This window comes from Psychrobacter sp. PSP (genome assembly GCF_024085615.1).
Taxonomy (GTDB): domain Bacteria; phylum Pseudomonadota; class Gammaproteobacteria; order Pseudomonadales; family Moraxellaceae; genus Psychrobacter; species Psychrobacter pacificensis.
Genome location: NZ_JABLTF010000021.1, coordinates 399,624 through 420,561 on the forward strand (window position 1 = coordinate 399,624; position 20,938 = coordinate 420,561).

The 20,938-nt window shown below is 44.1% G+C and carries 18 protein-coding genes and 1 tRNA gene; 9 read left to right on the forward strand and 10 right to left on the reverse strand.

Translation table 11 applies throughout. The annotated features are described in order from the left end of the window. Positions 1 to 172: 172 nt before the first annotated feature. The 4 genes from HL061_RS13540 to dinB all read right to left on the reverse strand — a co-directional run bounded on the left by HL061_RS13540 (position 173) and on the right by dinB (position 6,270). Positions 173 to 1,855 (reverse strand): FimV/HubP family polar landmark protein, encoded by a 1,683-nt coding sequence (locus HL061_RS13540; RefSeq protein WP_071001293.1) that lies wholly within the window; start codon positions 1,853 to 1,855, stop codon positions 173 to 175. A gap of 51 nt (positions 1,856 to 1,906) precedes the next feature. Further along, positions 1,907 to 3,691: a peptigoglycan-binding protein LysM gene (locus HL061_RS13545; RefSeq protein ID WP_252962987.1), complete on the reverse strand. Its 1,785-nt coding sequence runs from the start codon at positions 3,689 to 3,691 to the stop codon at positions 1,907 to 1,909. 113 nt (positions 3,692 to 3,804) lie between these two features. Continuing rightward, positions 3,805 to 5,007: a tRNA preQ1(34) S-adenosylmethionine ribosyltransferase-isomerase QueA gene (gene queA / locus HL061_RS13550; RefSeq protein ID WP_071001295.1), complete on the reverse strand. Its 1,203-nt coding sequence runs from the start codon at positions 5,005 to 5,007 to the stop codon at positions 3,805 to 3,807. A gap of 177 nt (positions 5,008 to 5,184) precedes the next feature. Further along, complete coding sequence (gene dinB / locus HL061_RS13555; protein WP_071001296.1) at positions 5,185 to 6,270, reverse strand: DNA polymerase IV; 1,086 nt, start codon at positions 6,268 to 6,270, stop codon at positions 5,185 to 5,187. Positions 6,271 to 6,778: 508 nt separating this feature from the next. Here dinB and HL061_RS13560 point away from each other — a divergent pair. Further along, the gene (locus tag HL061_RS13560; protein ID WP_071001297.1) at positions 6,779 to 7,024 is read left to right on the forward strand and encodes a hypothetical protein; all 246 of its coding nucleotides are present in this window, start codon (positions 6,779 to 6,781) and stop codon (positions 7,022 to 7,024) included. A gap of 75 nt (positions 7,025 to 7,099) precedes the next feature. On the opposite strand, the gene HL061_RS13565 is transcribed toward HL061_RS13560, so the two are convergent. Beyond that, positions 7,100 to 7,186, reverse strand: a tRNA-Leu gene (locus HL061_RS13565). Between the two features lie 138 nt (positions 7,187 to 7,324). Then, positions 7,325 to 8,098 (reverse strand): ferredoxin--NADP reductase, encoded by a 774-nt coding sequence (locus HL061_RS13570; RefSeq protein ID WP_071001298.1) that lies wholly within the window; start codon positions 8,096 to 8,098, stop codon positions 7,325 to 7,327. Positions 8,099 to 8,525: 427 nt separating this feature from the next. Between HL061_RS13570 and tsaA the strand changes: the two genes are divergently transcribed. From tsaA to gspK, 8 genes are all read left to right on the forward strand, one after another. Beyond that, positions 8,526 to 9,383: a tRNA (N6-threonylcarbamoyladenosine(37)-N6)-methyltransferase TrmO gene (tsaA, locus tag HL061_RS13575; RefSeq protein ID WP_071001299.1), complete on the forward strand. Its 858-nt coding sequence runs from the start codon at positions 8,526 to 8,528 to the stop codon at positions 9,381 to 9,383. Positions 9,384 to 9,441: 58 nt separating this feature from the next. After that, positions 9,442 to 11,229, forward strand: coding sequence for a GspE/PulE family protein (locus tag HL061_RS13580; protein ID WP_071001300.1), 1,788 nt, complete (start codon positions 9,442 to 9,444; stop codon positions 11,227 to 11,229). Between the two features lie 174 nt (positions 11,230 to 11,403). After that, the gene (locus HL061_RS13585) at positions 11,404 to 12,192 is read left to right on the forward strand and encodes a TatD family hydrolase (RefSeq protein WP_071001301.1); all 789 of its coding nucleotides are present in this window, start codon (positions 11,404 to 11,406) and stop codon (positions 12,190 to 12,192) included. 234 nt (positions 12,193 to 12,426) lie between these two features. Then, positions 12,427 to 13,110, forward strand: coding sequence for a TetR/AcrR family transcriptional regulator (locus tag HL061_RS13590; RefSeq protein WP_071001302.1), 684 nt, complete (start codon positions 12,427 to 12,429; stop codon positions 13,108 to 13,110). 166 nt (positions 13,111 to 13,276) lie between these two features. Beyond that, positions 13,277 to 14,101, forward strand: a complete 825-nt coding sequence (locus tag HL061_RS13595) for a prepilin-type N-terminal cleavage/methylation domain-containing protein (RefSeq protein WP_083328789.1) — start codon at positions 13,277 to 13,279, stop codon at positions 14,099 to 14,101. Next, the gene (gene gspI / locus HL061_RS13600; RefSeq protein ID WP_227517161.1) at positions 14,101 to 14,604 is read left to right on the forward strand and encodes a type II secretion system minor pseudopilin GspI; all 504 of its coding nucleotides are present in this window, start codon (positions 14,101 to 14,103) and stop codon (positions 14,602 to 14,604) included. Before HL061_RS13595 ends, gspI begins: the two co-directional genes overlap by 1 nt. A 2-nt stretch (positions 14,605 to 14,606) precedes the next feature. Continuing rightward, complete coding sequence (gene gspJ / locus HL061_RS13605) at positions 14,607 to 15,434, forward strand: type II secretion system minor pseudopilin GspJ (protein ID WP_071001303.1); 828 nt, start codon at positions 14,607 to 14,609, stop codon at positions 15,432 to 15,434. A 48-nt stretch (positions 15,435 to 15,482) separates the two neighbouring features. After that, complete coding sequence (gene gspK, locus HL061_RS13610) at positions 15,483 to 16,529, forward strand: type II secretion system minor pseudopilin GspK (protein WP_071001304.1); 1,047 nt, start codon at positions 15,483 to 15,485, stop codon at positions 16,527 to 16,529. A gap of 21 nt (positions 16,530 to 16,550) precedes the next feature. Here the strand turns inward: gspK and HL061_RS13615 are convergent, their stop codons facing one another. The 4 genes from HL061_RS13615 to ychF form a co-directional block, all read right to left on the reverse strand. Further along, positions 16,551 to 17,231, reverse strand: a complete 681-nt coding sequence (locus HL061_RS13615) for a TetR family transcriptional regulator (RefSeq protein WP_058023818.1) — start codon at positions 17,229 to 17,231, stop codon at positions 16,551 to 16,553. Positions 17,232 to 17,335: 104 nt separating this feature from the next. Further along, positions 17,336 to 18,754, reverse strand: a complete 1,419-nt coding sequence (locus tag HL061_RS13620) for a deoxyguanosinetriphosphate triphosphohydrolase (protein ID WP_071001305.1) — start codon at positions 18,752 to 18,754, stop codon at positions 17,336 to 17,338. Between the two features lie 78 nt (positions 18,755 to 18,832). Continuing rightward, the gene (locus HL061_RS13625; protein WP_071001306.1) at positions 18,833 to 19,345 is read right to left on the reverse strand and encodes a hypothetical protein; all 513 of its coding nucleotides are present in this window, start codon (positions 19,343 to 19,345) and stop codon (positions 18,833 to 18,835) included. A 185-nt stretch (positions 19,346 to 19,530) separates the two neighbouring features. Next, positions 19,531 to 20,622 (reverse strand): redox-regulated ATPase YchF, encoded by a 1,092-nt coding sequence (ychF, locus tag HL061_RS13630; RefSeq protein WP_071001307.1) that lies wholly within the window; start codon positions 20,620 to 20,622, stop codon positions 19,531 to 19,533. Between the last annotated feature and the right edge of the window lie 316 nt (positions 20,623 to 20,938).

Below are 20,938 nucleotides of genomic sequence, written 5' to 3' on the forward strand. Positions count from 1 at the left end.
AAAGAAGATGGCATAGTATCAACACAGTAAACAATTATGAAAAAAGAAGCGCCAGAGCGTTTATTAGTGACAGGTTGAGAGGTCAGTAATAGATAGTATCAGAATTAAATGCAAAAAATCAGCAAGCCTCCGATAATAAGAGATACTTGCTGATAGGCATCTAAACGACTGATTATGCTGTGCGCTCAAGTAATAGTTGTGCTTGTTGTTTCTGCTCACTATTACCCTGAGCGATCACTTCATTAAGCAAACGTTTGGCACTGTCATATTCGCCTAATTGTAAATACTGATTGGCTAAATCTAGCGTCACTTGATTGCTATCTAATGATTTTACAAAGTCAAAATCTGCGGCAAAGCGCGATGAAAAATCTTCTGCTGATTCAACCGCTTCATGACTGATATCTGTTTCAGGTTCTGCTGGTGCAACGGTAGAGGCTGGGGGAGTCGCTACGGAAGAATCTAATAAAGAGTCAGTTTCTATGATATCGAAGTCATCAGCTATAGGCGTGTCATCATCAAATCTTAACGACGTAACTGGCGTAGTATCTGATGCTTCAAAAGCATCAATGTCGGTGTCATCGTTGATCAGTTGTTCTTCAAAACTTAAGTTTGCAACGCTATCATCTTCGAGAGTACTACTGTCATTATCAGCGTTTTCAAAGTCAATATCTTCCAAAACAAAGCCATCAATATCGTTACTTACGTCAGTAGTAGATGGCTCATTAATCGCGAAAGTGTTAACGGCATCAATATCGTCTGATTCGTCCAGATCGTCTAAAGATAAAGTAAAGTCATCTTCAATGTTTTGGACAGCATTGCTAGAAGCTTCTTCTTCATTTTTATTAACAGAAGCATCTTTATCTGCATCGGCTGCTAAATCATCAAAATCTAAGATGAAGTCGTCTTCTAATACTAATGCTTCGCTTTCACTGTCTTGAACATCTGATACGTCAGAATTTTCAATTAAAGTGTTTTCTGCAGGTGATTCAAAATCGAACTCAAAGTCACTAAGGTCGTTGTCTTCTATGACCTCATCATTCTTGGCCTCGTTATTTTCGATGGTATTAGTATGGTCGCTTGTAGAAATATAAAGGCTATCATCATCCGTGGCCAATGATGTAACAGGAGTCTCATCAGTAGCATTTGACTCATTGAAATCATCTTCTAAGTCACTGAGCGTCAGATCAAAGCTATCGTCTACGTTTTCAGTAGGCTCACCTGAAAACACTGGGCTATCGATAGGTTTGTCTATTACTAAATCGTTATTATCTTCAATAACAGGACGATCAGATATGTTAGCGGTATCATCGGCTTGATTAGTAGTAGATAAATCGAAATCTAGACTATCAAAACCATCTTGATTGTTTTCTGTTGTTGCCTCGTCTGTTACCACTTCTGGTGCGGCTACTGGGCTTTGCTCTCCAATGTATAAATCTTTTAATTCATCAGCAAGCGTAATGGTTTTGGCATCGTTATGCATTTTAATGCGGTTATAGACATCATGAAAGTTTTCTGGCTGATCTAGCGTAGCGTATATGCTCAATAGCTTAATAGATAACTGACTGTCATTAGGCTTTTCGTTTAGTCCACGATTGATCGTTTCAATGGCTTTGTCGTAGCGCTGTTGATCCATGAAACGCTGGGCAATCGTAATATGATCGAACTTATTGCTATCATTTTGATTGGTTTGGGCAGCAGTGCCATAATCCGTTTTTGATGCTGGTGCAGCGGTATTTTTTACTGAGCTTGCAGGTGGTTGTACACTTTGGTTTTGTGCTTTATTTTTGCGCAATAAAAAAACAGCGACTAACAGGATAAGCACCAATCCAGCGATGATATATAGCATATTGTCCATAGTTATTCCTACTCCTAAGATCACAGCATCGTGCGTTGATCCGTTAGGCAATTATTGATTGCGTAGTTTTTTGAGACGAGCTTGTAGCTCAGCCAGTTTTTGATTTTGTAATTGAAGCTTTTTCGTATAGTTGTCCAGCGCGCTGCTGGTTTTTGACAAGCGCTGAGCTTGTGAGGCAGTCTCTTGTCTTGATGCTTTTAGCGCTGCTAATATATCGGTGCTTAGACCATTGCCTTTATCTGCCGCTGATTTCGCCTGAGTGCCATCTGCATTACCATCATGACCAGGGGCAAGGACAGAAAACTGTGCTTGCGGTAGTGTCTGGGTCTTAGTGGTTGGTTTTGTAGAGACACTTGCGGCTTGAGAGACATCAGCTGGTTTTTTAGACGTCTTTTGCGCTGGCTTTTTTGGCACAGGTGTATTCGCTCGGCGGCTATATTGTCTTTGAGCACTAATGGCTGCTTCTAAGCTTTGCTGTGACGGTATAACATCGTAGCTAGGTAAGCGAAGCTTAGCATCTGCTTTTAGTTGGTCAGCATCTTGATTGATAAAAGCATCAGGGTTCTGTGACTGAATTTGTTTCATTACTGTTGGCGTATCGAGATTATTCTCGCGCGCTATCTGCTCCGCGATCATCCACAAACTATCATTGCGTTGCACCTGATACTGAGTTGTTGCATTCCTCGTTACTTTATTGCTAGCTGTACTTGGATTATTCATAGTTTTGGATGGTACAGGTGATGCTATATTAGCAGGTATATTGCTGCCTTGAGCTGCGGCGATAACACGATTGTCTGAGTCGATTGCACTTTTTGAGTCATCTCTCGCTTTAGTGGTTGTTGCTTTGACAGGTGAGCTTGCCATGAGGTCAGAGTCTGCCTTACTGCTTGGCTGTATTTGGCGCGTCACCTGTATATTTAAAATATCAAGCTGCTTGTCAGTACTTGGCTTATCTGCCGCAACTACGTTGTTATGAACGCGCGCCTCAGTACCGCCTTTATCATCAGGTGTCATGGTACCGCTACTACTTGCTACACTTAATGCACTGTTATCCGAAGTGTTCACCGAGCTTTGGCTGTTACCGATAGCAGTTGAATGACCGGTATTATTTTTTATGTCAGCATTGCTGTTTAAGCGACCGTTATTGAGACGGCTAGGTGTATAAGTAAGACTGTTGACCTGTGAGGTAGCCGTCACTGTTGGCGCCTGAATATTAGGTGCTGGTGATGTAGAAGCCAACAATTCAGTCGCTGATTTGCTTGGTTTTGATAACTTGGGCGAGGATATAGCAGGGGCGGACATAAGTGGCGGCGGCGCGCCTTTTCTAACCGTCAAAGGCATGGCATTACTTGCAGAAATGCTAGGCAAATTTGGCTTCTTGGCACCTGTGGCGATATTCTTACCAGTATTGATAGGTACACTATCTTTTAATGGCATCAGTAGCGTTTTTGGTACCATATTTTGCCGACCATTATCATTAATCGCTAACACGACATCAGCAAAAGGCTTAGACACAGGCTGTGATGTGGTAATAAACACCTGACCGCTGGTCGCTGAGGTGGGCTGAAAACGCACTGTCATAGAGTCAGTCGGGGTCAACCCCATTTGCTGGTAAATGGTCGAGTTTGCCAAACTGGCAGAAAAGTCAGCTGCGCGAATATTACTGACGACGATGCTCGCTACTAAAGGCTCATGCTGGGCCGAAGTGACCACCGTCTTACCAATGGTTGCTGCTTGTACGCTCGGCACTAACACGGCGGACCCTACAGAACAAAATAGTGCCATCGATACCGCGCGATGTACAGTAGTCAAGCGACGAGATAGATGACAAGACATGAGCAGCCCTTTAGTATAAATAAGTTGTCTTTGCTGTTATAACAAAATACCGTTTAGTTTACCAGTTTATTTCACAACTGTTGTGTCCAATGCACAAAGTGTCTTTGTAGTGTTCACTGAGCTTTTTTATCTAATAGCATGGCATCGCCATAACTAAAGAATCGATACTGTTTTTCGATAGCATGTTGATAGGCGTGTTCAATAGATGCCTTACCTGCGAATGCTGATACTAGCATTAGTAGTGTCGATTTAGGTAAGTGGAAATTGGTCAATAACCGATCGATAACGCCGAATTTGAACCCAGGGTAAATAAATATATCTGTATCGCCTGACCAACTAGAGAGTGCCTGACCGTCAATGGCAGTTTTTTGATAAGCCGTTTCGAGAACACGCGTCACTGTGGTACCAATCGCAATAACCTTTTTACCATTCGCGTGCGTTTGATTGATGAGGTTTGCCGTGGTCTGCGGCAAATGCGCGTATTCACTATGCATGGTGTGATTGAGTAGGTTATCTGTTTTGACGGGAGCAAAAGTACCCGCCCCAACGTGCAATGTGACAAAAGCGGTATTGATACCTTTCTCGTCAAGCTTGCTCAGTACGGATTCATCGAAGTGTAAGCTTGCCGTTGGTGCAGCCACGCTGGCGAGCTTGGCAGGATCATGAAAAACGGTTTGATAACGAGTGTTGTCAGTGTCATCAGCATGGCGCTCAAAGTAGGGCGGGATAGGCAGTTCACCATAAAGCTCTAGATGCGGCAATATCGGCGCATCAAACGCCAAAATGAATAAGTTGTCTTGGCGACCAATCATCGTAGCGCTCATATGACCATCGGCAAGTTGTAAGCGTTGACCAAGCTTGAGCGCTTTGCTGGCTTTTACATGGCAAAGGGCAATATGCTCTTGATTAACTGCTTCATCATTGGTGTCTTTTAGATGCAGTGGCACTTCATCCAAGTCCGAGATATCGACTAGGCGTTCAATCAGTACTTCAAGCTTACCGCCAGTATCCTTTTGACCAAATAAGCGTGCTTTCATCACCTTGGTATCATTAAAGACAATCAGATCTCCAGCCTCTAATAAGTGAGGCAACTCAGAAAACAAACGATCTTCTACACGAGTGTCATTTATTTGAGTACGAGCTGGCAAGTATAGAAGTTTTGAAGCAGAGCGCTGCGCTAATGGGTAGCGTGCAATCAGACTGTCTGGCAGCTCATAGTCATAATCTTCAACGCTCAGATAATCTAAGACGTCGTTTTTTTTGTCGGTATCAGTTGGCGCGTCAGTATCAGTAGAGTCAATGTGAGAGTCGGTCATAATCAGTCTTTAAATGGATAGGGATTTTGGCACAATTGTAGCAGAAATACCTTTGTGAGAGGATACTTTGCTCAGCAGTAATCATGTATAAGATATGCTTCAAACCTATAAATAGCCTAAGTAAATATTATAGGCTATGTCAACTTACAAAGAAGTTTTTATCAGTTGTAGACTAATTTACTCGAATAGATTTAGTTGAGGCAGTAACTGAGCGGCAGGTGCTAACGAAGAAAAAGTCACACCAACTAGCCGAATAGGCAGCTGGCGTGGAATATCCAAGAATAGCTTGTCTAGCCAATAATGTGCAGACTCAGCGCTATCAAACGTCGTAGAAAGCGTGTGTGAGCGAGTGATTTGAGTAAAGTCTGAATATTTGATTTTTAGAGTAATGGTATGAGCGACTAACTGCTTTTGGTGCATTTGATTAAAGGCATCGGCGTTTTGCTCATATATTTGGGTGAGTAGCGCGTCATCATCATTTAGATTATTTTTGAATGTGGTCTCTGAACCAACAGACTTGTGCGTGCGTTCAGACTTTACAGGGCGCGCATCGCGGCCATGAGCAATATCATGATAAAACTGACCACGTTTACCAAATTCTTGTACCAATACGGCAGCTGGTGTACGCCGAAGATCAGCGCCATTACTTACACCCATCGCATGTAAGCGCTTTGCCGTTGCTTTGCCTATGCCATGAAACCGCTCAATGGGTAGCGTGCTAATAAAGTGATCTGCCTCTTTTGGCGTGATGATGGCTGTACCGTTAGGCTTATTGATGTCAGAGGCAATCTTGGCGAGCATTTTATTAAATGACACGCCAGCAGACGCAGTCAATCCTGTATATTCCAATATCTGCGCACGTAACCAATTGGCCATCAATGTCGCTGAGCCTTTGTGTACAGATAACCCTGTGACATCAAGATACGCTTCATCTAATGATAGCGGCTCCACATGGGGCGTTAAACTATGCATAATGCGGCGAATATCACTACTGACCGCTCGATAAACCTCGAAACGCGGTCTTACAAATATCACTTCTGGGCAAAGTTTGCGAGCTTCATAGCATGACATTGCAGAGCGTACACCGAATTGACGCACCTCATAACTGGCAGCGGCAACCACACCTCGACCATTAGGATCGCCACCAACCACCAATGGCTTACCACGTAGTTCAGGAAAGTCACGCTGCTCCACACTGGCATAAAAAGCATCCATATCGATATGAATAATTTTACGGGAGTTCAATTGAATAGAGTCTGTCATATTCAATATTTTACCTGAATTAATGGCTTTTTCTATTATCAATTGTTAGAGACCAAAGTAGCTTTTCCGTAAATTTTTGACTAAACCGCAATAATATTTAACTATTGATATATATTGGTAATTAAATATATTGTAATGTTATGTACAGCAAACAAGACAACTTTATAAACCTTATGCTAATGTTAGCGAACAGTTGTTTTCTATCAGCATCTTTTATTAAGAGGTTTGGTAAGTTATTTTATTTTAATAAACCGTCTATCTTAATAGAGCTGCCATTCATCATAAATTTGATGGACATCTATTATAGTTGGCAGATTAAAGTTTTAAACTATAAGTATTCACAGTAATAGGTACGGTAACAAGAGTAGTTAACGCCTCATATATTTTTAGTACTGTAAAAAGACGTTGTTTGTAGCGCTCATACCAAACTTGTGCATTGAGTACTGGTAGATTAGCTCTTTAAAAAAATATCGTTGCTAGAGAGTTCAGAACGACCAAGGAGCAGAAAATGAATAACGAATTGAAAGGGAGTGATTTAACACGGGCAATGCTAGCACGCGGCGAAAAACGAGTATGGTGTGCAGTTTGCGATGACAGCGACGAGCAAGCTATGATGGATCATTGTGGTAATGACTTTACCGCGTATATTGTGTCGTTTCGTAATGGGTCTTTTTATTGCAGTGCTGGCATGCCATGGAGCTATGCCGTACCGATTAAGATAAGTGTTGTTAGAGAATCTGAAGTAGCGATGTAAACAAAGAATTCACAGATATAAAAGTAACAGACACAAAAAAACCTCCGAAAAGGGAGGTTAGATTGTACTGCTATATGGTACCAGTGGTCGGACTCGAACCGACACGCTTTTAAAGGCAACGGATTTTGAATCCGTCATGTCTACCAATTCCATCACACTGGCATGTTAGAAGATAATGTCTATTAAATAAATATTATCGAATTGGGCTACAGGGTTAACTCTGTATAGGCTGCGTATTATAGCAGCCTATTTTTGGTCGTCAAGACTTATTTAAAATAATTTTCGATCAATTCAACATTTTTATCCTACAAAGGCACGTTCAACTGCGTAATCTGCTTGCACACCCATGCGCGGTGATACAGTCAGACCAAAATCATCTAGAATGGCTGACACTTCGGCGTTGAATGGCATGCTGCCACATAACATGACGCGGTCGTCGTCTTTATTCATTGGAGGCAAACCGATGTCTTCGAATAATTTGCCAGACTTCATCAAGTCTGTGACTCGGCCTTGGTTTCTAAACTCTTCACGAGTGACAGTCGGGTAGTAGATGAACTTTTCGCGGAACCATTCACCAAAGATTTCATCATTCGGTAGCTCATTTTCGAACATATCGCGATAAGCCAAATCATCAACGTGGCGGACACCATGAACCAAAATAACTTTGTCAAAACGATCATATACTTCAGGGTCACGTGCCAATGCCAAGAAAGGGGCAAGTCCGGTACCTGTTGAGAGCATGTATAAATGTTTGCCAGGTAATAAATCATCTAATACCAACGTACCTGTTGGTTTTTTGCTGACCAATAGCTCATCGCCGACTTTGATGTGCTGCAAACGTGAGGTTAAAGGGCCGTCTTGAACTTTGATGGAGAAAAACTCTAAATGCTCTTCGTAGTTAGGACTAGCAATCGAGTAAGCACGTAGCAGTGGTCTACCATCGACAACAAGACCAATCATCGCAAATTCGCCATTACGAAAGCGTAGGCCATCGTCACGAGTGGTTTTAATGCTAAATAGAGAGTCATTCCAATGATGAACCTCTGTGACCGTTTCGGTGCGAAGTTTTGACATAAAGTCCTCGTTAATTAATAAGTGGTTATCGCTGTCGTTAGGCTTAAATACGTATTAAATCAAAATTTTCAATGATAGATTAAAAAATATAAAAACCTATCAGTATTCTAATAGTTATCGAAAAAGCTGAATGTTAAAACGTACCTACCGTAAAATTCAATAATCAGGTTTATCTATCAGCCGATAGGGCTGTAGACTATTTTTCTTGCATGTTAAATCATCAGTATTGATAAGAGGAGTTACAGATAAGCCAAATGTAAAAGACTCTCATCAAAAAATTTCTTGCACATGATATCAAACTTTAAAGTAAAAATCCGTCTAGCTGCTACCCACCAGCATGATAAAATGGAATATCGTTAGTGAGTAATTTTGTATCATTTGGCCAAATTGTCTAAAAAGAACCGTTTTTTATTACTGGAGCCGCGCTATGTCTGATGACAATATGTCTTTAGATAACTCTCACCACGCCCCAATCATTGGCTACCATCGTGCGCCGCTTTCACAAAAATTTGGGGCGCCGCGTCAGCCGAATTTGGTCGCGCTGATCAGTGCCATTGAAATGCTAGCGCCCTACGATACGCCAGCCGCGTTTGAGGGTTTAGAAGACTTTAGCCATATATGGATCAGTTGGCAGTTTCATCATAATTATCGAGATAAAGACAATCAACAAGCCAATAATGGCTTTCGAGCGCAAGTGCGGCCACCAAGACTGGGTGGCAACCAAAAGATAGGCGTATTTGCCAGTCGCAGTATGTATCGTCCATCAGAACTGGGACTGTCCGTTGTCAAACTTGAGCGTATTGAGATAGTACAAGGTCGCGTACTACTTATCATCAAGGGTGCTGATATGATAGATGGCACGCCAATTATCGATATAAAGCCGTACGTAGCTTATAGCGACGTGCTTCTAGATGCAAAAAGTGGATTTGCACCGATTGCGCCAACATTGCTAGATGTGGTCATAACAGAGGCGGCTTACGAACAATTTATGCTGCTAGCAAGCGTAGCAGAGCCTGCTGAAGTCAGTAATAATGATGCAAGCCATAGCTCTATAAAGAGTGTGCCGAAAAGTGCTACAGTTGCTTCGATGGTCGAGCACATACAAAGTCAATTGCTAATCTCTGATATCGATGCTATCAAAGCGCTAATTGCGCAAGATCCAAGGCCTGCATACCGCCGCAGAGAGAAAAAAACCTCATTTATCATGCGCTATAAGTCTGTTGATGTGAGCTTTTGGCTGATAGACTCAGGACAGTTGCAAATAACAGCGGTAGTGGCAATATAAGTGATATGAATCGATAGCATGTTTGTCAACGTACCCCAAACAATAAAAGAAGAAAAATATGGCTGCTCAGAATTATTCGATAGTGATTGATTTACGCTGGTGCCTAGATGAATTATTGGCAGATAAAGTCATCGATCAACGTGGCTATAATTTGGTAATCACCAGCCGCCGAAACAAAGCGCAGCATCCATTGCTGACGATTAGTGAGTTTGGCTTGCCCAATGGCCATGCCCTAGATGGTAACTCTGATAATAAGTTGACGCTGGCATGGCTAAATCAGTGGCTAGCGGCCAAAGCAGACATGCCACTCGTTCGTATTGATCCATTAAAAGTTGACGTCCCGGCAGTGACGCAGCTGATGTCTTTTGAATATGCACGCTCACAGTATATTTTGCCCATTGAGGTCACTTTAGATGAAGTGGTCATCGGGACAGATCAACCTTTTTATACCGATTGGCACTCAAATATCGAAAAGCTAATCAAGTCAAAAAGCTATCGCACGGTCTATATCAATCCTGAGCAAATCAATCGCTACCGCCAAGAGTTCTATCAAGTCACGCAAGCAATAGCAGGGGCAAATAGTGTTCACAAACGTGCTGCGGCTGATGTTACTAATGTCGAAGCATTGCTGCAATTGGGTGACAACACCAACCCTGATGCCAATGACCAGCATATCGTCAGAGTCGTTGATTGGCTCTTACAATATGCTTTTGAGCAGCGTGCCAGTGATATCCATTTGGAGCCGCGCCGTGAGACAGGAAAAGTGCGTTTTCGTATTGATGGCGTGCTGCATACTGTGTACGAGATGCCACTCGCGATTATCGTGGCAGTGACGGCACGTATCAAAATCTTAGGGCGTCTGAACGTTGCAGAAAAACGTAAGCCGCAAGATGGTCGACTAAAAACGCGTACGCCGAAAGGGCTAGAGACTGAGCTACGTCTCTCTACCATGCCCACTGCCTTTGGTGAAAAGCTGGTCATGCGAGTCTTTGACCCTGAAGTGCTCGTACGCTCGTTCGCGCAGCTTGGTCTGTCGGGTAAGCAGCTTGAGACGTGGCATGAGCTGACCGCAAATCCCAACGGCATTATTTTGGTCACGGGCCCAACCGGATCAGGTAAAACCACCACCCTTTATAGCACGCTCAAGCAGCTAGCCACTGAGCAGGTGAATGTTTGTACGATTGAAGACCCCATTGAGATGATCGAGCCTGCCTTTAACCAAATGCAGGTCAATCCAGGTGTCGATTTGTACTTTGCGGATGGTATTCGCTCCCTGATGCGTCAGGATCCTGACATCATTATGGTTGGGGAGATACGGGATGCAGAAACAGCAAATATGGCAGTACAAGCCTCACTGACGGGGCATTTGGTGCTCTCGACCTTGCATACCAATGACGCACCAAGTTCTATTACGCGCTTGCACGATCTGGGTATTCAGCCTTTTTTGACCTCAGCGACTATATTAGGGGTCATGGCACAGCGCCTGTTACGGACGCTATGTCCGCACTGCAAAAAAGCAGTAGAGGTGACGCCGGACAGCGAAATAGCCATTCAGTGGCAAGAGCTTGTTCAGCCTTGGCGCGCGCCAGTACCCACACAGATTTATACCGCGCAAGGCTGCGAGCACTGTCGACATACTGGCTATCAAGGACGAGTCGGACTCTATGAGATTATGCCGCTCTCTAATGAGTTAAAAAAATTGGTCGCTGCCGATGCCAATTTAGACGTACTTAAGCAACAGGCATACCGCGAAGGGGTGCAACCCTTACGTGTCTCTGGTGCAAAACGCGTGAGTGAAGGGGTGACGACGATAGAAGAGGTGATGCGTGTGGTGCCGCTACATTAGTATGAGGTATTTACAAACCAGATTATCAACAATAGCCACACCTAAATATTGCTGTGTTTGACTATAGCGATATTTTCTCGACTTGAAAATATAAGTCTTTAGAGCAATCAACACACTAACGAATGTTAAATTCCAATAACTTTTACTGATATTGTTCCAATAACGAGATTATTTATGTTTACAGATACACATTGCCACCTTAACCGCTTAGATCTAACCAAATATGATGGCCAACTGGCTGGCGCGATTGACGCCATGAAAACGGCTAATGTCACTCGCGCGATGGCGATCATGTGTGATTTTGCTGAATATGATGAGATTGCTGATATTGTCAGCACTTATAATGATGAGACTTTAAACCTAGGGATGAGCGTCGGTATTCATCCTTGTGAAGACATTGGTATATTACAATCAGCGACAGTCGAGCGTCTGATAGAAACGGCCAAAGCGGATCATGTGTGGGCAATTGGAGAGACAGGACTCGATTATTACTGGTCAACAGAAAACAAAAAAGCGCAGCAAGCCAGCCTTGCGCGTCATATTCATGCCAGTCAGCAACTAAAAAAGCCACTCGTCATCCATATGCGTGATGCCAAAGAAGACACGATTGATATTCTAAAAAGTGAAGGTGCGGAGCATGGCATCATTCATTGTTTTACTGAAGATTGGGAGACGGCGAAGCGTGCGCTAGATCTAGGGTTTTATATCTCATTCTCAGGTATCGTGAGCTTTAAGAGCGCGCAAGACATCAAGGATGCAGCTCAAAAAATGCCGAGAGACAGAATACTTATTGAAACTGACAGTCCATACTTGGCGCCAGTCCCCAAACGCGGTAGACCAAACGAGCCTGCATATGTTCCCTACGTGGCAAACTGTATCGCAGACATGTATGGATGTAGTAGCGAGGAAGTCGGTGCACTGACGGCAAAAAACTTTGAAAATTTACTGGCACAGTATCATTAAAATGGTTATGCTATGACCACTCAGTCATTTATTTGATAGTCTTGTGGTTCAATCCCCTTAGGTATGTATCACACTAAATATAGCCACCTGATTATCAATGACTATTTAGCAAACATAAGCATATTCCCTTTTGTGGTCCTCGAGCAGTCTTGGTACAGTCTCATACTTTCATTGCCGATGTACTGCCGTAAATGATGGTTGTATGCTTAATCTTGTCATGTTTTAGGAGAGATTATGAGTCGTCAGCATCAGTTTAAGGCACGAGAAGAAAATATCTTAGCGATGGCAGAGCAATTGCTACTTGAGTCAGGCGATGGTGATATTACTTTGGACAGTTTGGCAGATCAGCTCGACTTGGCTAAAGGCACGCTATATAAGCATTTTTCTAGCAAAGATGAGCTTTATCTGCGTATTATTATCCGCTACGAAGAGCAGCTATTTGATATCAACCGTATTGATGACTGTCCCTCGGCAGGCGTTGCCCGCATGATTCTTCAGCAGCTATTTAATCCACAAAAAGCCATGCTATTGAATCAAATCGAAGAGCGTCTGGCAGCATCGGTCACTGGTCTGAATCGCTTATTTGGCGAGTTGTATGATATTCGTCGCCAGCGTATGAAGCGCTTGATTGATATTATCAGTGCTTATCTGAAAGACGAGCATAGTAGTCTGAGTACTCGCGATTATTTATCTTCTATTTGGGCGATGGGTCAAGGCGGTGCGGGTCTACTAAACTCAAGCTTTTATCAGCGTTATTTGGGTCGACGTGATACCTTGCGCTACGCCTTTGTTCAGCAAATGCTAGAATTGCCGAGTCATTATCCTGCCGAAGATGAAGAGGTGATGGATGAGGATATGCAAGAATTAGTAGAGCAGATCGATACTGAATCAGAAGAGCATCGCAATACCAATTATTAGAATGTCGACTGATTTTCGATGTCATTGATTATTTAGTGTTACGTGTTGTCATACCTGATATGGCAGCACGTCAAAATGTATCTTTCAATGTATCTTTCTTAGCGTTCATAAAAATGAACGTTATCACCCTATATACAAAACTGAATTACAGGCTTATAGGTGCAATATGCCGGTCACTGTCAAGACTCAGTCCAGCTCAGCAGCCAATTGCCCTTTAGCCATCGTCGGTCAATCGCCTTGTCCAAATCGCTTTGGTATTTTAGCTACATCGTCTGATTGTAGTTGTCTCTCTCTATCAAGTAATGCATGTCCCTCACAACATACCTCATCAATAAGCAGTCATAAGCAAAGTGGTTTTACGCTGGTTGAAATCGTGGTAGTGGTGGTGATTCTATCTATATTTGCCGGCATGATGAGTCTGTCTGTCGGCAGTAGTGACTCTCGCAAAAACCGCGCCTTTTATGAACACTTCACTGATTCGCTGAGCTACGTCCGTTTGCTATCAGTTGAGCGTATGCAGCCGATGGGCTTACGTTTGCAGGCAGATAAGCAGGGACAGGTAGCGCCTGTAATCGTTACCTTATCGAATCCTTATATTGCCTATCAAACGGCTGATATTTCAGTAGGTAACAGGGACAACCAGCCAAAGAACGCAATGGAGCTGTCTGCTGATTTGAGCAGTCTGTCAGACTCTACTGGAGAGACTCAGCCAACACCGAGCTGGGAGGTTGAATCAGAGGTTAGCTTGCCTGAGCTGCCCGCTGGCGTGAGTATCAGAGTGCAGAGCTTGGATGCTAGTAATTCAACGAGTACAGGACAGACGCAAACGCTACAGCCTTGGTTTAGTGATCAAAGCGTGCCGCAGGTACTATGGTTTGGTACGGGCCAAGCGACGCCTGTCAACATCGAAGTAATTCACGATTCGCGTCTGGTGGGTGAGGTGATTACGATAATGCCCGATGGTAGTATGATGATAGGGCAGGGATTATAGTGAATAAGTTGTCCAAATATTCGGCGACGAAGGCTCAGCCTACGTCTCTCAAATCTATATCACTTAAGTCTGGGCGCGAGAGTGGTTTTACCTTGATTGAGGTAATGGTTGCCTTAGCCATTCTGGCAGTAGTGGCCGTCGCGGCGAGCCGTGCTAGCAGTGCGTATTTGAAATCGGTTGATATATTGCGCACCCGCACGCTTGCTCATTTTGTCGCACAAAATGCCGCTGCTGATTTGCGTATTCAAGACACATGGTTGACCGCCAACCGTACCCAAACGATTAATGCTCAAGGGCGTGACTGGCAAATAGTCATGACTGTCGGTGATGCCATCACACCTGCACTAAAACAAGTAAATATCGCAGTGGCGCCTATCATAGACGGACAGGCAGGCACGTCGGTCACTGATATTAGTGTCATGCTAAGCAATGCCGACCAAGATACAGGCAGTTTAGATTTAAGTAGTGAAAGTAGTATCGGACAAGCAGGGGGCGGCTTGTGAGTATGAAACTACAGCGCGGATTCACGCTCCTTGAGCTAATGGTTGCCATGGCGATATTTGCCATGCTGGCAGTGGCAGGCTGGCAAGTATTTGATGGTGTCAACCGCGCCCGCGAGCGCGTACAACGTCATGCGGATAATTTAGCCGTACTACAGTATGCCTATCTACAATTACAGCAAGACATGGCACAAATAATCCCGTATCAAGCGCCTAATACTCAAAATACTGGGACGGCGAGTAGCGATATAAATGGCAATACGAATAATAATGCTCAAGACAATACGCCTGAGCCATTTATGAGCTTGGACGGTGAACATATCAGCTTTGTACGCTTTGCTGATCCTGATCCACGTTATCAAAGCAGCACTAGTCTCCAGCATATTGAATATATTTTTGCAGATGAGCGCCTGATACGTCGTCAATATACCAGTCTTGAAGATGGACGCGATAGCGTCAGTTTAGACAGTGTGTTATTAGAAGGTGTTACTGCTGGGCGTTGGCAAGCCTATTTGCCAGAGCTTAGCACCAAATTTCCAAGCGATGACGTCAATAATAGTAGCAATACAAATATAGCATTGGGGCAAGCAGCGGGTGCTAACCCCGATGTTGTTTTGCTACCCAAAGGGGTTGCCGTCAACTTTACTTATCAAGAGATACCAATCACTTGGCAGTGGGCCCTAGCGCCACAACCAATACCCCGTAGTAGCGCAAAGGCTGCTAATAGCAGCGATAGTAATGATAATAGCAGCGACAATAATAATGGTAGTGATAGTAACAACAGTAATAGCGGTAGTAATACAGATAATAGCAGTGTGGGACACAGTAATTGAGAAGGTAGTATTTAACATGCATCACTTGCTCAGCGACATAAGCTCTCTATGACAATGAAAGCAAACTCTCAGCGCGGTGTGGCGCTGCTTACTATCTTACTATTGGTGGTGAGTATCACGGTGGTGGCAAGCGCGATGCTTGCTAGCCAAAAAGTTGCGATTAGGCGCAGCGGATTATTGTTTGATCAAAATCAGCTATTGCAAGACATCGATGCCGGTCAGCAGCTGGCAGTGACGATGATTCGTGCTGATAGCAAGCTTAACGACACCGATAGTGAGCAAGATATCTGGGCACAGCCGATACTGCCGTACACATTAGCGAATCATAGTGTCAGCATCGAGCTGCGTGATGAGGCGGGTCGTTTTAATATCAATAACTTACATCAAGGTGGCACGGTTGATACTGCTGCGCTAGAAGTGTTCCAACGTCTCTTAACACAGTTGAATTTAGAACCAGATATTGCTATTGCCGTCCTCGATTGGCAAGATACGGACAGTGAAGTCTATCTAGATGGCGGTGATGAAAGTGCGGTATATTCTCAGCAACTAAACCGTTCAGTAGATGGCGCACTACCAAACCAGCCTTTTGTTAGCGTTGATCAGTTACAAGAGGTTCAAGGGGTGAGTGCAGAGGTGTTAGCGACACTACGACCTTATCTGACGGCGGTTCCTTATTATTTACCTATCAATATTAATACTGCGAGCCCCGCATTGCTTGCCGCACTGATCGATGGTGCCAGCAGTCAGCAGATGCAAGGGATAGTCGACACGCGCAGTAAGCAAGCGCTCACGTCTATCGATGAGCTATGGCAACTGCCAATTTTGAGTGGCTTAGATAAAAAGCAGCGGGCAGCATTGACGCCTTTGTTGGCAGTTGATAGCCAAGCCTTTATGGCGCTTATTACCGCGAGTGATAATGCAACTGTTGGTCAGGCAAGACAGCGCTTTGCCACTGTCTTGATTGGTAAAAACGCAGCGAACGACAGTCAAACCTCAAACGACACTAGTGGTAGCAGTAGCGATGTCATTAGCGGAAAGCCCAAGGAAGTCAAAGTAGTCACGCAGCGACTATGGGCGTTTCGTCCTAGTTTTTGATGAATGGTAGTGCGCTTTTTATTAATCTCTCAAGCGAGTCTCTTCACTAGATTTCCAGTTATAAGCCCCATAAAACAACATCTGCGCTTGGCGAGTGCAGTTATGTAGCATCAACTGTTTATTTTCTTCGATGACATTTAGATCGATTTCGTCATCGTGATCTTCAGTGTAGGTCAATTCTAACCAGTCGATAATCCAAGAAAAGAACATATTTACGCCAGCCTCAGCCAATAGACGACGGTCATAATCATTGATATGGGTAAATGCTGGCTGTAATGCCAGATCATCTGCCAAGCTTTGGGCATGTTTTTTAACCAGTTCATTGATGGCTTTTCGCACAGATTCTGAGCCACCGTAGCGCTCACTGACCAAAAACTGCCAGTAGTAAGGCTGATCGCTGACCATATATAAGAACAACTGAATGCTTTTGGCTATCTGACGATCAAAGCTACGCTTGCGTCCAATTTGTAGGCTATCGCTGAGTGTGGCGAGCGTACCACCCAACTCTTCGATGACCAAGGCGCGACCGAGCGACTCCATATCATCAAAATGGCGATAAAACGCAGTCGGCACAACGCCAACCTCACGCGTGACTTGTCTGAGACTGATAGAGCTAAAAGACTGCCCTGTCATACATAGATCGAGTACGGCATTAAAAAAAGCGTGCCGAGTTTGAAGTTTTTTTTGTTCGCGACTGCTCATAATATTTCAAAATTATCCGATAGAGGTTTATCATACTCATTTCAGCGCACAAATACGACCAAAATGCACAATTCGTGCTAATTTACTAAACCTGCATTGGTCTTTTAAACCACCGTACCCCAATGACCTTGCAATTCTTGCGCCAATCGATAGGCTTCATGGTCATTCATACCTGTAATAAAATCTAAAATATTCAATATATTGTGATAAATATTGTCTGATAACACGCGGCGATGCTCATCTAAGTGTGGCTGTAGTAATCTTAACAGACTCTGTTGCTCAAACGACATAGATGATGACGTAGCCTCACTCGTCTCAGTACCCGTCCAAGCCAGTGGTACAAAGGCATCCATTAGACGATGCAAGCATTGATTGGCCATTAGCTCCATTCTTACCTTGTTTGGATGATTAAATATTTTTTCGCGGGCCAATTGCTTGGCCTGCAAGATGCCAGTTTGTACAGTGGTGTCGCAATGGGCAAACAAGCTGCCTTGGAGCGTACCTGCCAGCAAGTCTTCACTATTGGCCACAAAAGCATCGGTGATCGTATTGACCAAGCGCATCATGGCGCGTGATCGCAAAGAGGCCAGACTCTGCCTGACTGACATATGCACAGGCAGGCTGACGCTATCAGGATGCTCGCCAATCAGCTCATAAAAAATCGTGGCAACCTCGCTATAGGTTAGCATATTCAGATTGATACCATCTTCTAAATCTATCAGCGCATAACAGATATCATCTGCAGCTTCTAACAGATACGCCAACGGATGGCGTGCAAAGCCATCGTGATGTGTTGAGCGCGGCAAATGCAAACAGGCTGCCAGCTCCTCTAACTGAGAGGTCTCGCTATAAAAGCAGCCGAATTTCTGTACATTATGGGCGTTGTCATTTGCATCATTGCTGTGAGTGGCAAGCCAAGGATATTTCATAAAAGCGCCTAGCGTTGCGCAGGTAAGACGCATACCGCCTTTATCGGGATGGTGCTCATTGCGCACCAGTAACCGAAACCCTTGTGCATTGCCTTCGTAGGCCAGTAAGTCTAACCGCTCGTTGCTGCTTAATTTTTGCAAAATTGCTTGAGGATCAGGCTGCCGAAACCAGTCACGAATGGCGTACTCTCCAGCATGACCAAACGGCGGATTACCAATATCGTGAGCGAGGCAGGCTGCTTGTACAATTACGCCAATATCAGATGGCGAGACTCCTGCTAGTAAGCCATTGCCTAGCTTATCATGGAGCTTTTCTGCGGTCATCATCCCTAAAGAGCGTCCAATAGAGGAGACCTCAAGCGAATGGGTCAGGCGAGTATGGATACCCAGCTGATTGGTCAATGGATGAACTTGGGTTTTTTGATTCAACTGCCTAAACGAGTGAGAGAATACCAGTCTGTCATAGTCTTTGTGAAACTGTGAGCGAGTACTTGTATTAGCGCCGTATTTTTTGGCAGCGCCAAGACGCTGTGAGTTGAGAAGATGAGACCATTGCGCAGTAGAAGACGACAAAGAGGTTGGGGTACTTAGCATATTGGAACATCCGAAACCAAGGGAGCCTCTAGCATAACAAAATAGCGCCCTTGGTACAGCCACTAAGCGCCATGGCAATTAAGATTTATGACAATCAAAAATTACCTCTTCCTCGTCGATAGGCACATCACTATTTAGTGTTTTGTTTAGCAAGGTTGCGTTGTCACCATCCACTTGCCATATAATGCCATGAGTGTCATCTAATCCAATATCACTTGTGTATATGGTTTTGTCAGTAAGGGCGTCGCTACCAGAGGCAGCTGTCAAATCGTATTCGATACCGTCAATAAGTAGGTGCGCGGTCTGTGGTGTGGCATCGGTATGATAGTAGACGCCGATAGTAGCAGTAGGCTCACAAGAGAATGGTGTGCTGTTGCTAGCGTGCTCAGAATGGTCGTGACCCTCATGATCATGTCCTTCGTGAACGTCCATGTCATTATGACTTTCATGGTCATGTCCTGCATGATCGTGTTCCATATCATCATGGGCATGTTCATCGTGCTCTGCGTGACTGTCTACGGTTGTCACATCTTCAGATGCTGCTGGCTCACCGTCTGTTTTTGGCTGGCAGCCTAACAATGAAACTGTCATAACACTGCCTATGAGAGCAGCACTTGCAAATTTGGAAAAAGAGAAAAAGTCAGTCAAAGTATAAGCCCTCAAATAAGCAAGATAAGATATGTTATAATATAACAAAAGGGTAATAAAATAAAGCCGATGCTGGAAAATATCCAACATCGGCTGATTAGCTATCAGATAGTATTGACTAGCTAAAGCTACACGTTAAATCTAAAGTGCATGACATCGCCATCTTGAACGATGTAAGTTTTGCCTTCTAGGCGTGATTTACCAGCAGCAGCAGCGCCTTTTTCACCGTTGTATTCGATGAAATCATCATAAGCGATCACTTCAGCACGGATAAAGCCGCGCTCAAAGTCCGTGTGAATCACGCCAGCGGCTTGCGGGGCAGTAGCGCCAATTGCAACGGTCCATGCACGGACTTCTTTGACACCAGCGGTAAAATAGGTCTGCATATCAAGCAAATCATAACCACCGCGAATCACTTGATCAAGACCAGCCTCTTCCATGTCCATCTCAGCCAAAAAGTCTTTTTTGTCCTCTTCATCTAGCTGGGCAATTTCAGCTTCGATTTGGTTGCATAGAGGAATGACGATAGATTCTTCGCCAGTCGCGTAATCACGAACAGCGTCGAGATAGGGATTGTTTTCAAAACCATCTTCAGCAACGTTAGCAATATACATGGTTGGCTTTAGGGTGATGAGGCCGTAGCTGCGGATGAGTTTTTTCTCATCAGCGTCTAGATTGGCCGCGCGCGCCGCTTTGCCTTCTGCTAATAATGGCTCAATCTTTTTGAACACATCCAGCATGGCGCTAGCGTCTTTGTCACCGCCTTTGGCTTTTTTGGTCAAGTTCAGTATCGCGCGTTCAACCGCTTCCAAATCTGCCAATGCCAACTCAGTATTGATGGTTTCGATATCATCAATCGGACTGACGCGACCATCGACGTGTACCACGTTGTCATCATCAAAACAGCGAACGACATGGGCAATCGCATCAGTCTCACGGATGTTGGCGAGGAACTGGTTGCCCATGCCTTCGCCTTTTGACGCGCCTGCCACCAAACCTGCGATGTCTACAAACTCCATCGTCGTTGGCAATACGCGTTCAGGGTTGACGATATCAGCCAATTTCTTTAGGCGTGGATCGGGTACTGGTACGATACCGGTGTTGGGATCTTTGGTACAAAACGGAAAGTTTTCAGCGGCGATACCCGCTTTGGTCAACGCATTAAACAAGGTGGATTTACCCACGTTTGGTAGGCCGACGATGCCGCAATTAAAACCCATAACAGTCTCTCAATGTATTAATAAAATAGTTGGTACTGAGCTAATATAAGACTTGATATTTAGTCAGGATAAAACTGAGTTCATCTAAAGCTCAGCTTGTTTGAAATATTAGTCAAATAGACAATCAAAATTGGGCACATTGTAGCAAATTTACGGGAATAGGGGTGAGGTTGTTACTTTATATGCTAAGGTTTTTACTCAGCGGTGGCAGGTGTGTTTGTACTAAGGCTCAGATAGGTTAAACGCTGAAAAGTGAATACAATGGGTTGCTTCTTATTTAGACAAGCGGTGTTCGATTTGGTATTCAGTATTTTTT

Coding starts and splice junctions, on each gene's coding strand:
- queA (WP_071001295.1), bottom strand. CDS start 5,007: ATGACCGACTCTCACATTGACTCTACTGATACTGACGCGCCAACTGAT.
- HL061_RS13585 (WP_071001301.1), top strand. CDS start 11,404: ATGTTTACAGATACACATTGCCACCTTAACCGCTTAGATCTAACCAAA.
- HL061_RS13620 (WP_071001305.1), bottom strand. CDS start 18,754: ATGCTAAGTACCCCAACCTCTTTGTCGTCTTCTACTGCGCAATGGTCT.
- gspJ (WP_071001303.1), top strand. CDS start 14,607: ATGAAACTACAGCGCGGATTCACGCTCCTTGAGCTAATGGTTGCCATG.
- HL061_RS13540 (WP_071001293.1), bottom strand. CDS start 1,855: ATGGACAATATGCTATATATCATCGCTGGATTGGTGCTTATCCTGTTA.
- HL061_RS13545 (WP_252962987.1), bottom strand. CDS start 3,691: ATGTCTTGTCATCTATCTCGTCGCTTGACTACTGTACATCGCGCGGTA.
- dinB (WP_071001296.1), bottom strand. CDS start 6,270: ATGACAGACTCTATTCAATTGAACTCCCGTAAAATTATTCATATCGAT.
- HL061_RS13595 (WP_083328789.1), top strand. CDS start 13,277: ATGCCGGTCACTGTCAAGACTCAGTCCAGCTCAGCAGCCAATTGCCCT.
- HL061_RS13580 (WP_071001300.1), top strand. CDS start 9,442: ATGGCTGCTCAGAATTATTCGATAGTGATTGATTTACGCTGGTGCCTA.
- HL061_RS13615 (WP_058023818.1), bottom strand. CDS start 17,231: ATGAGCAGTCGCGAACAAAAAAAACTTCAAACTCGGCACGCTTTTTTT.
- gspK (WP_071001304.1), top strand. CDS start 15,483: ATGACAATGAAAGCAAACTCTCAGCGCGGTGTGGCGCTGCTTACTATC.
- tsaA (WP_071001299.1), top strand. CDS start 8,526: ATGTCTGATGACAATATGTCTTTAGATAACTCTCACCACGCCCCAATC.
- HL061_RS13625 (WP_071001306.1), bottom strand. CDS start 19,345: ATGACAGTTTCATTGTTAGGCTGCCAGCCAAAAACAGACGGTGAGCCA.
- HL061_RS13560 (WP_071001297.1), top strand. CDS start 6,779: ATGAATAACGAATTGAAAGGGAGTGATTTAACACGGGCAATGCTAGCA.
- ychF (WP_071001307.1), bottom strand. CDS start 20,622: ATGGGTTTTAATTGCGGCATCGTCGGCCTACCAAACGTGGGTAAATCC.
- HL061_RS13590 (WP_071001302.1), top strand. CDS start 12,427: ATGAGTCGTCAGCATCAGTTTAAGGCACGAGAAGAAAATATCTTAGCG.
- HL061_RS13570 (WP_071001298.1), bottom strand. CDS start 8,098: ATGTCAAAACTTCGCACCGAAACGGTCACAGAGGTTCATCATTGGAAT.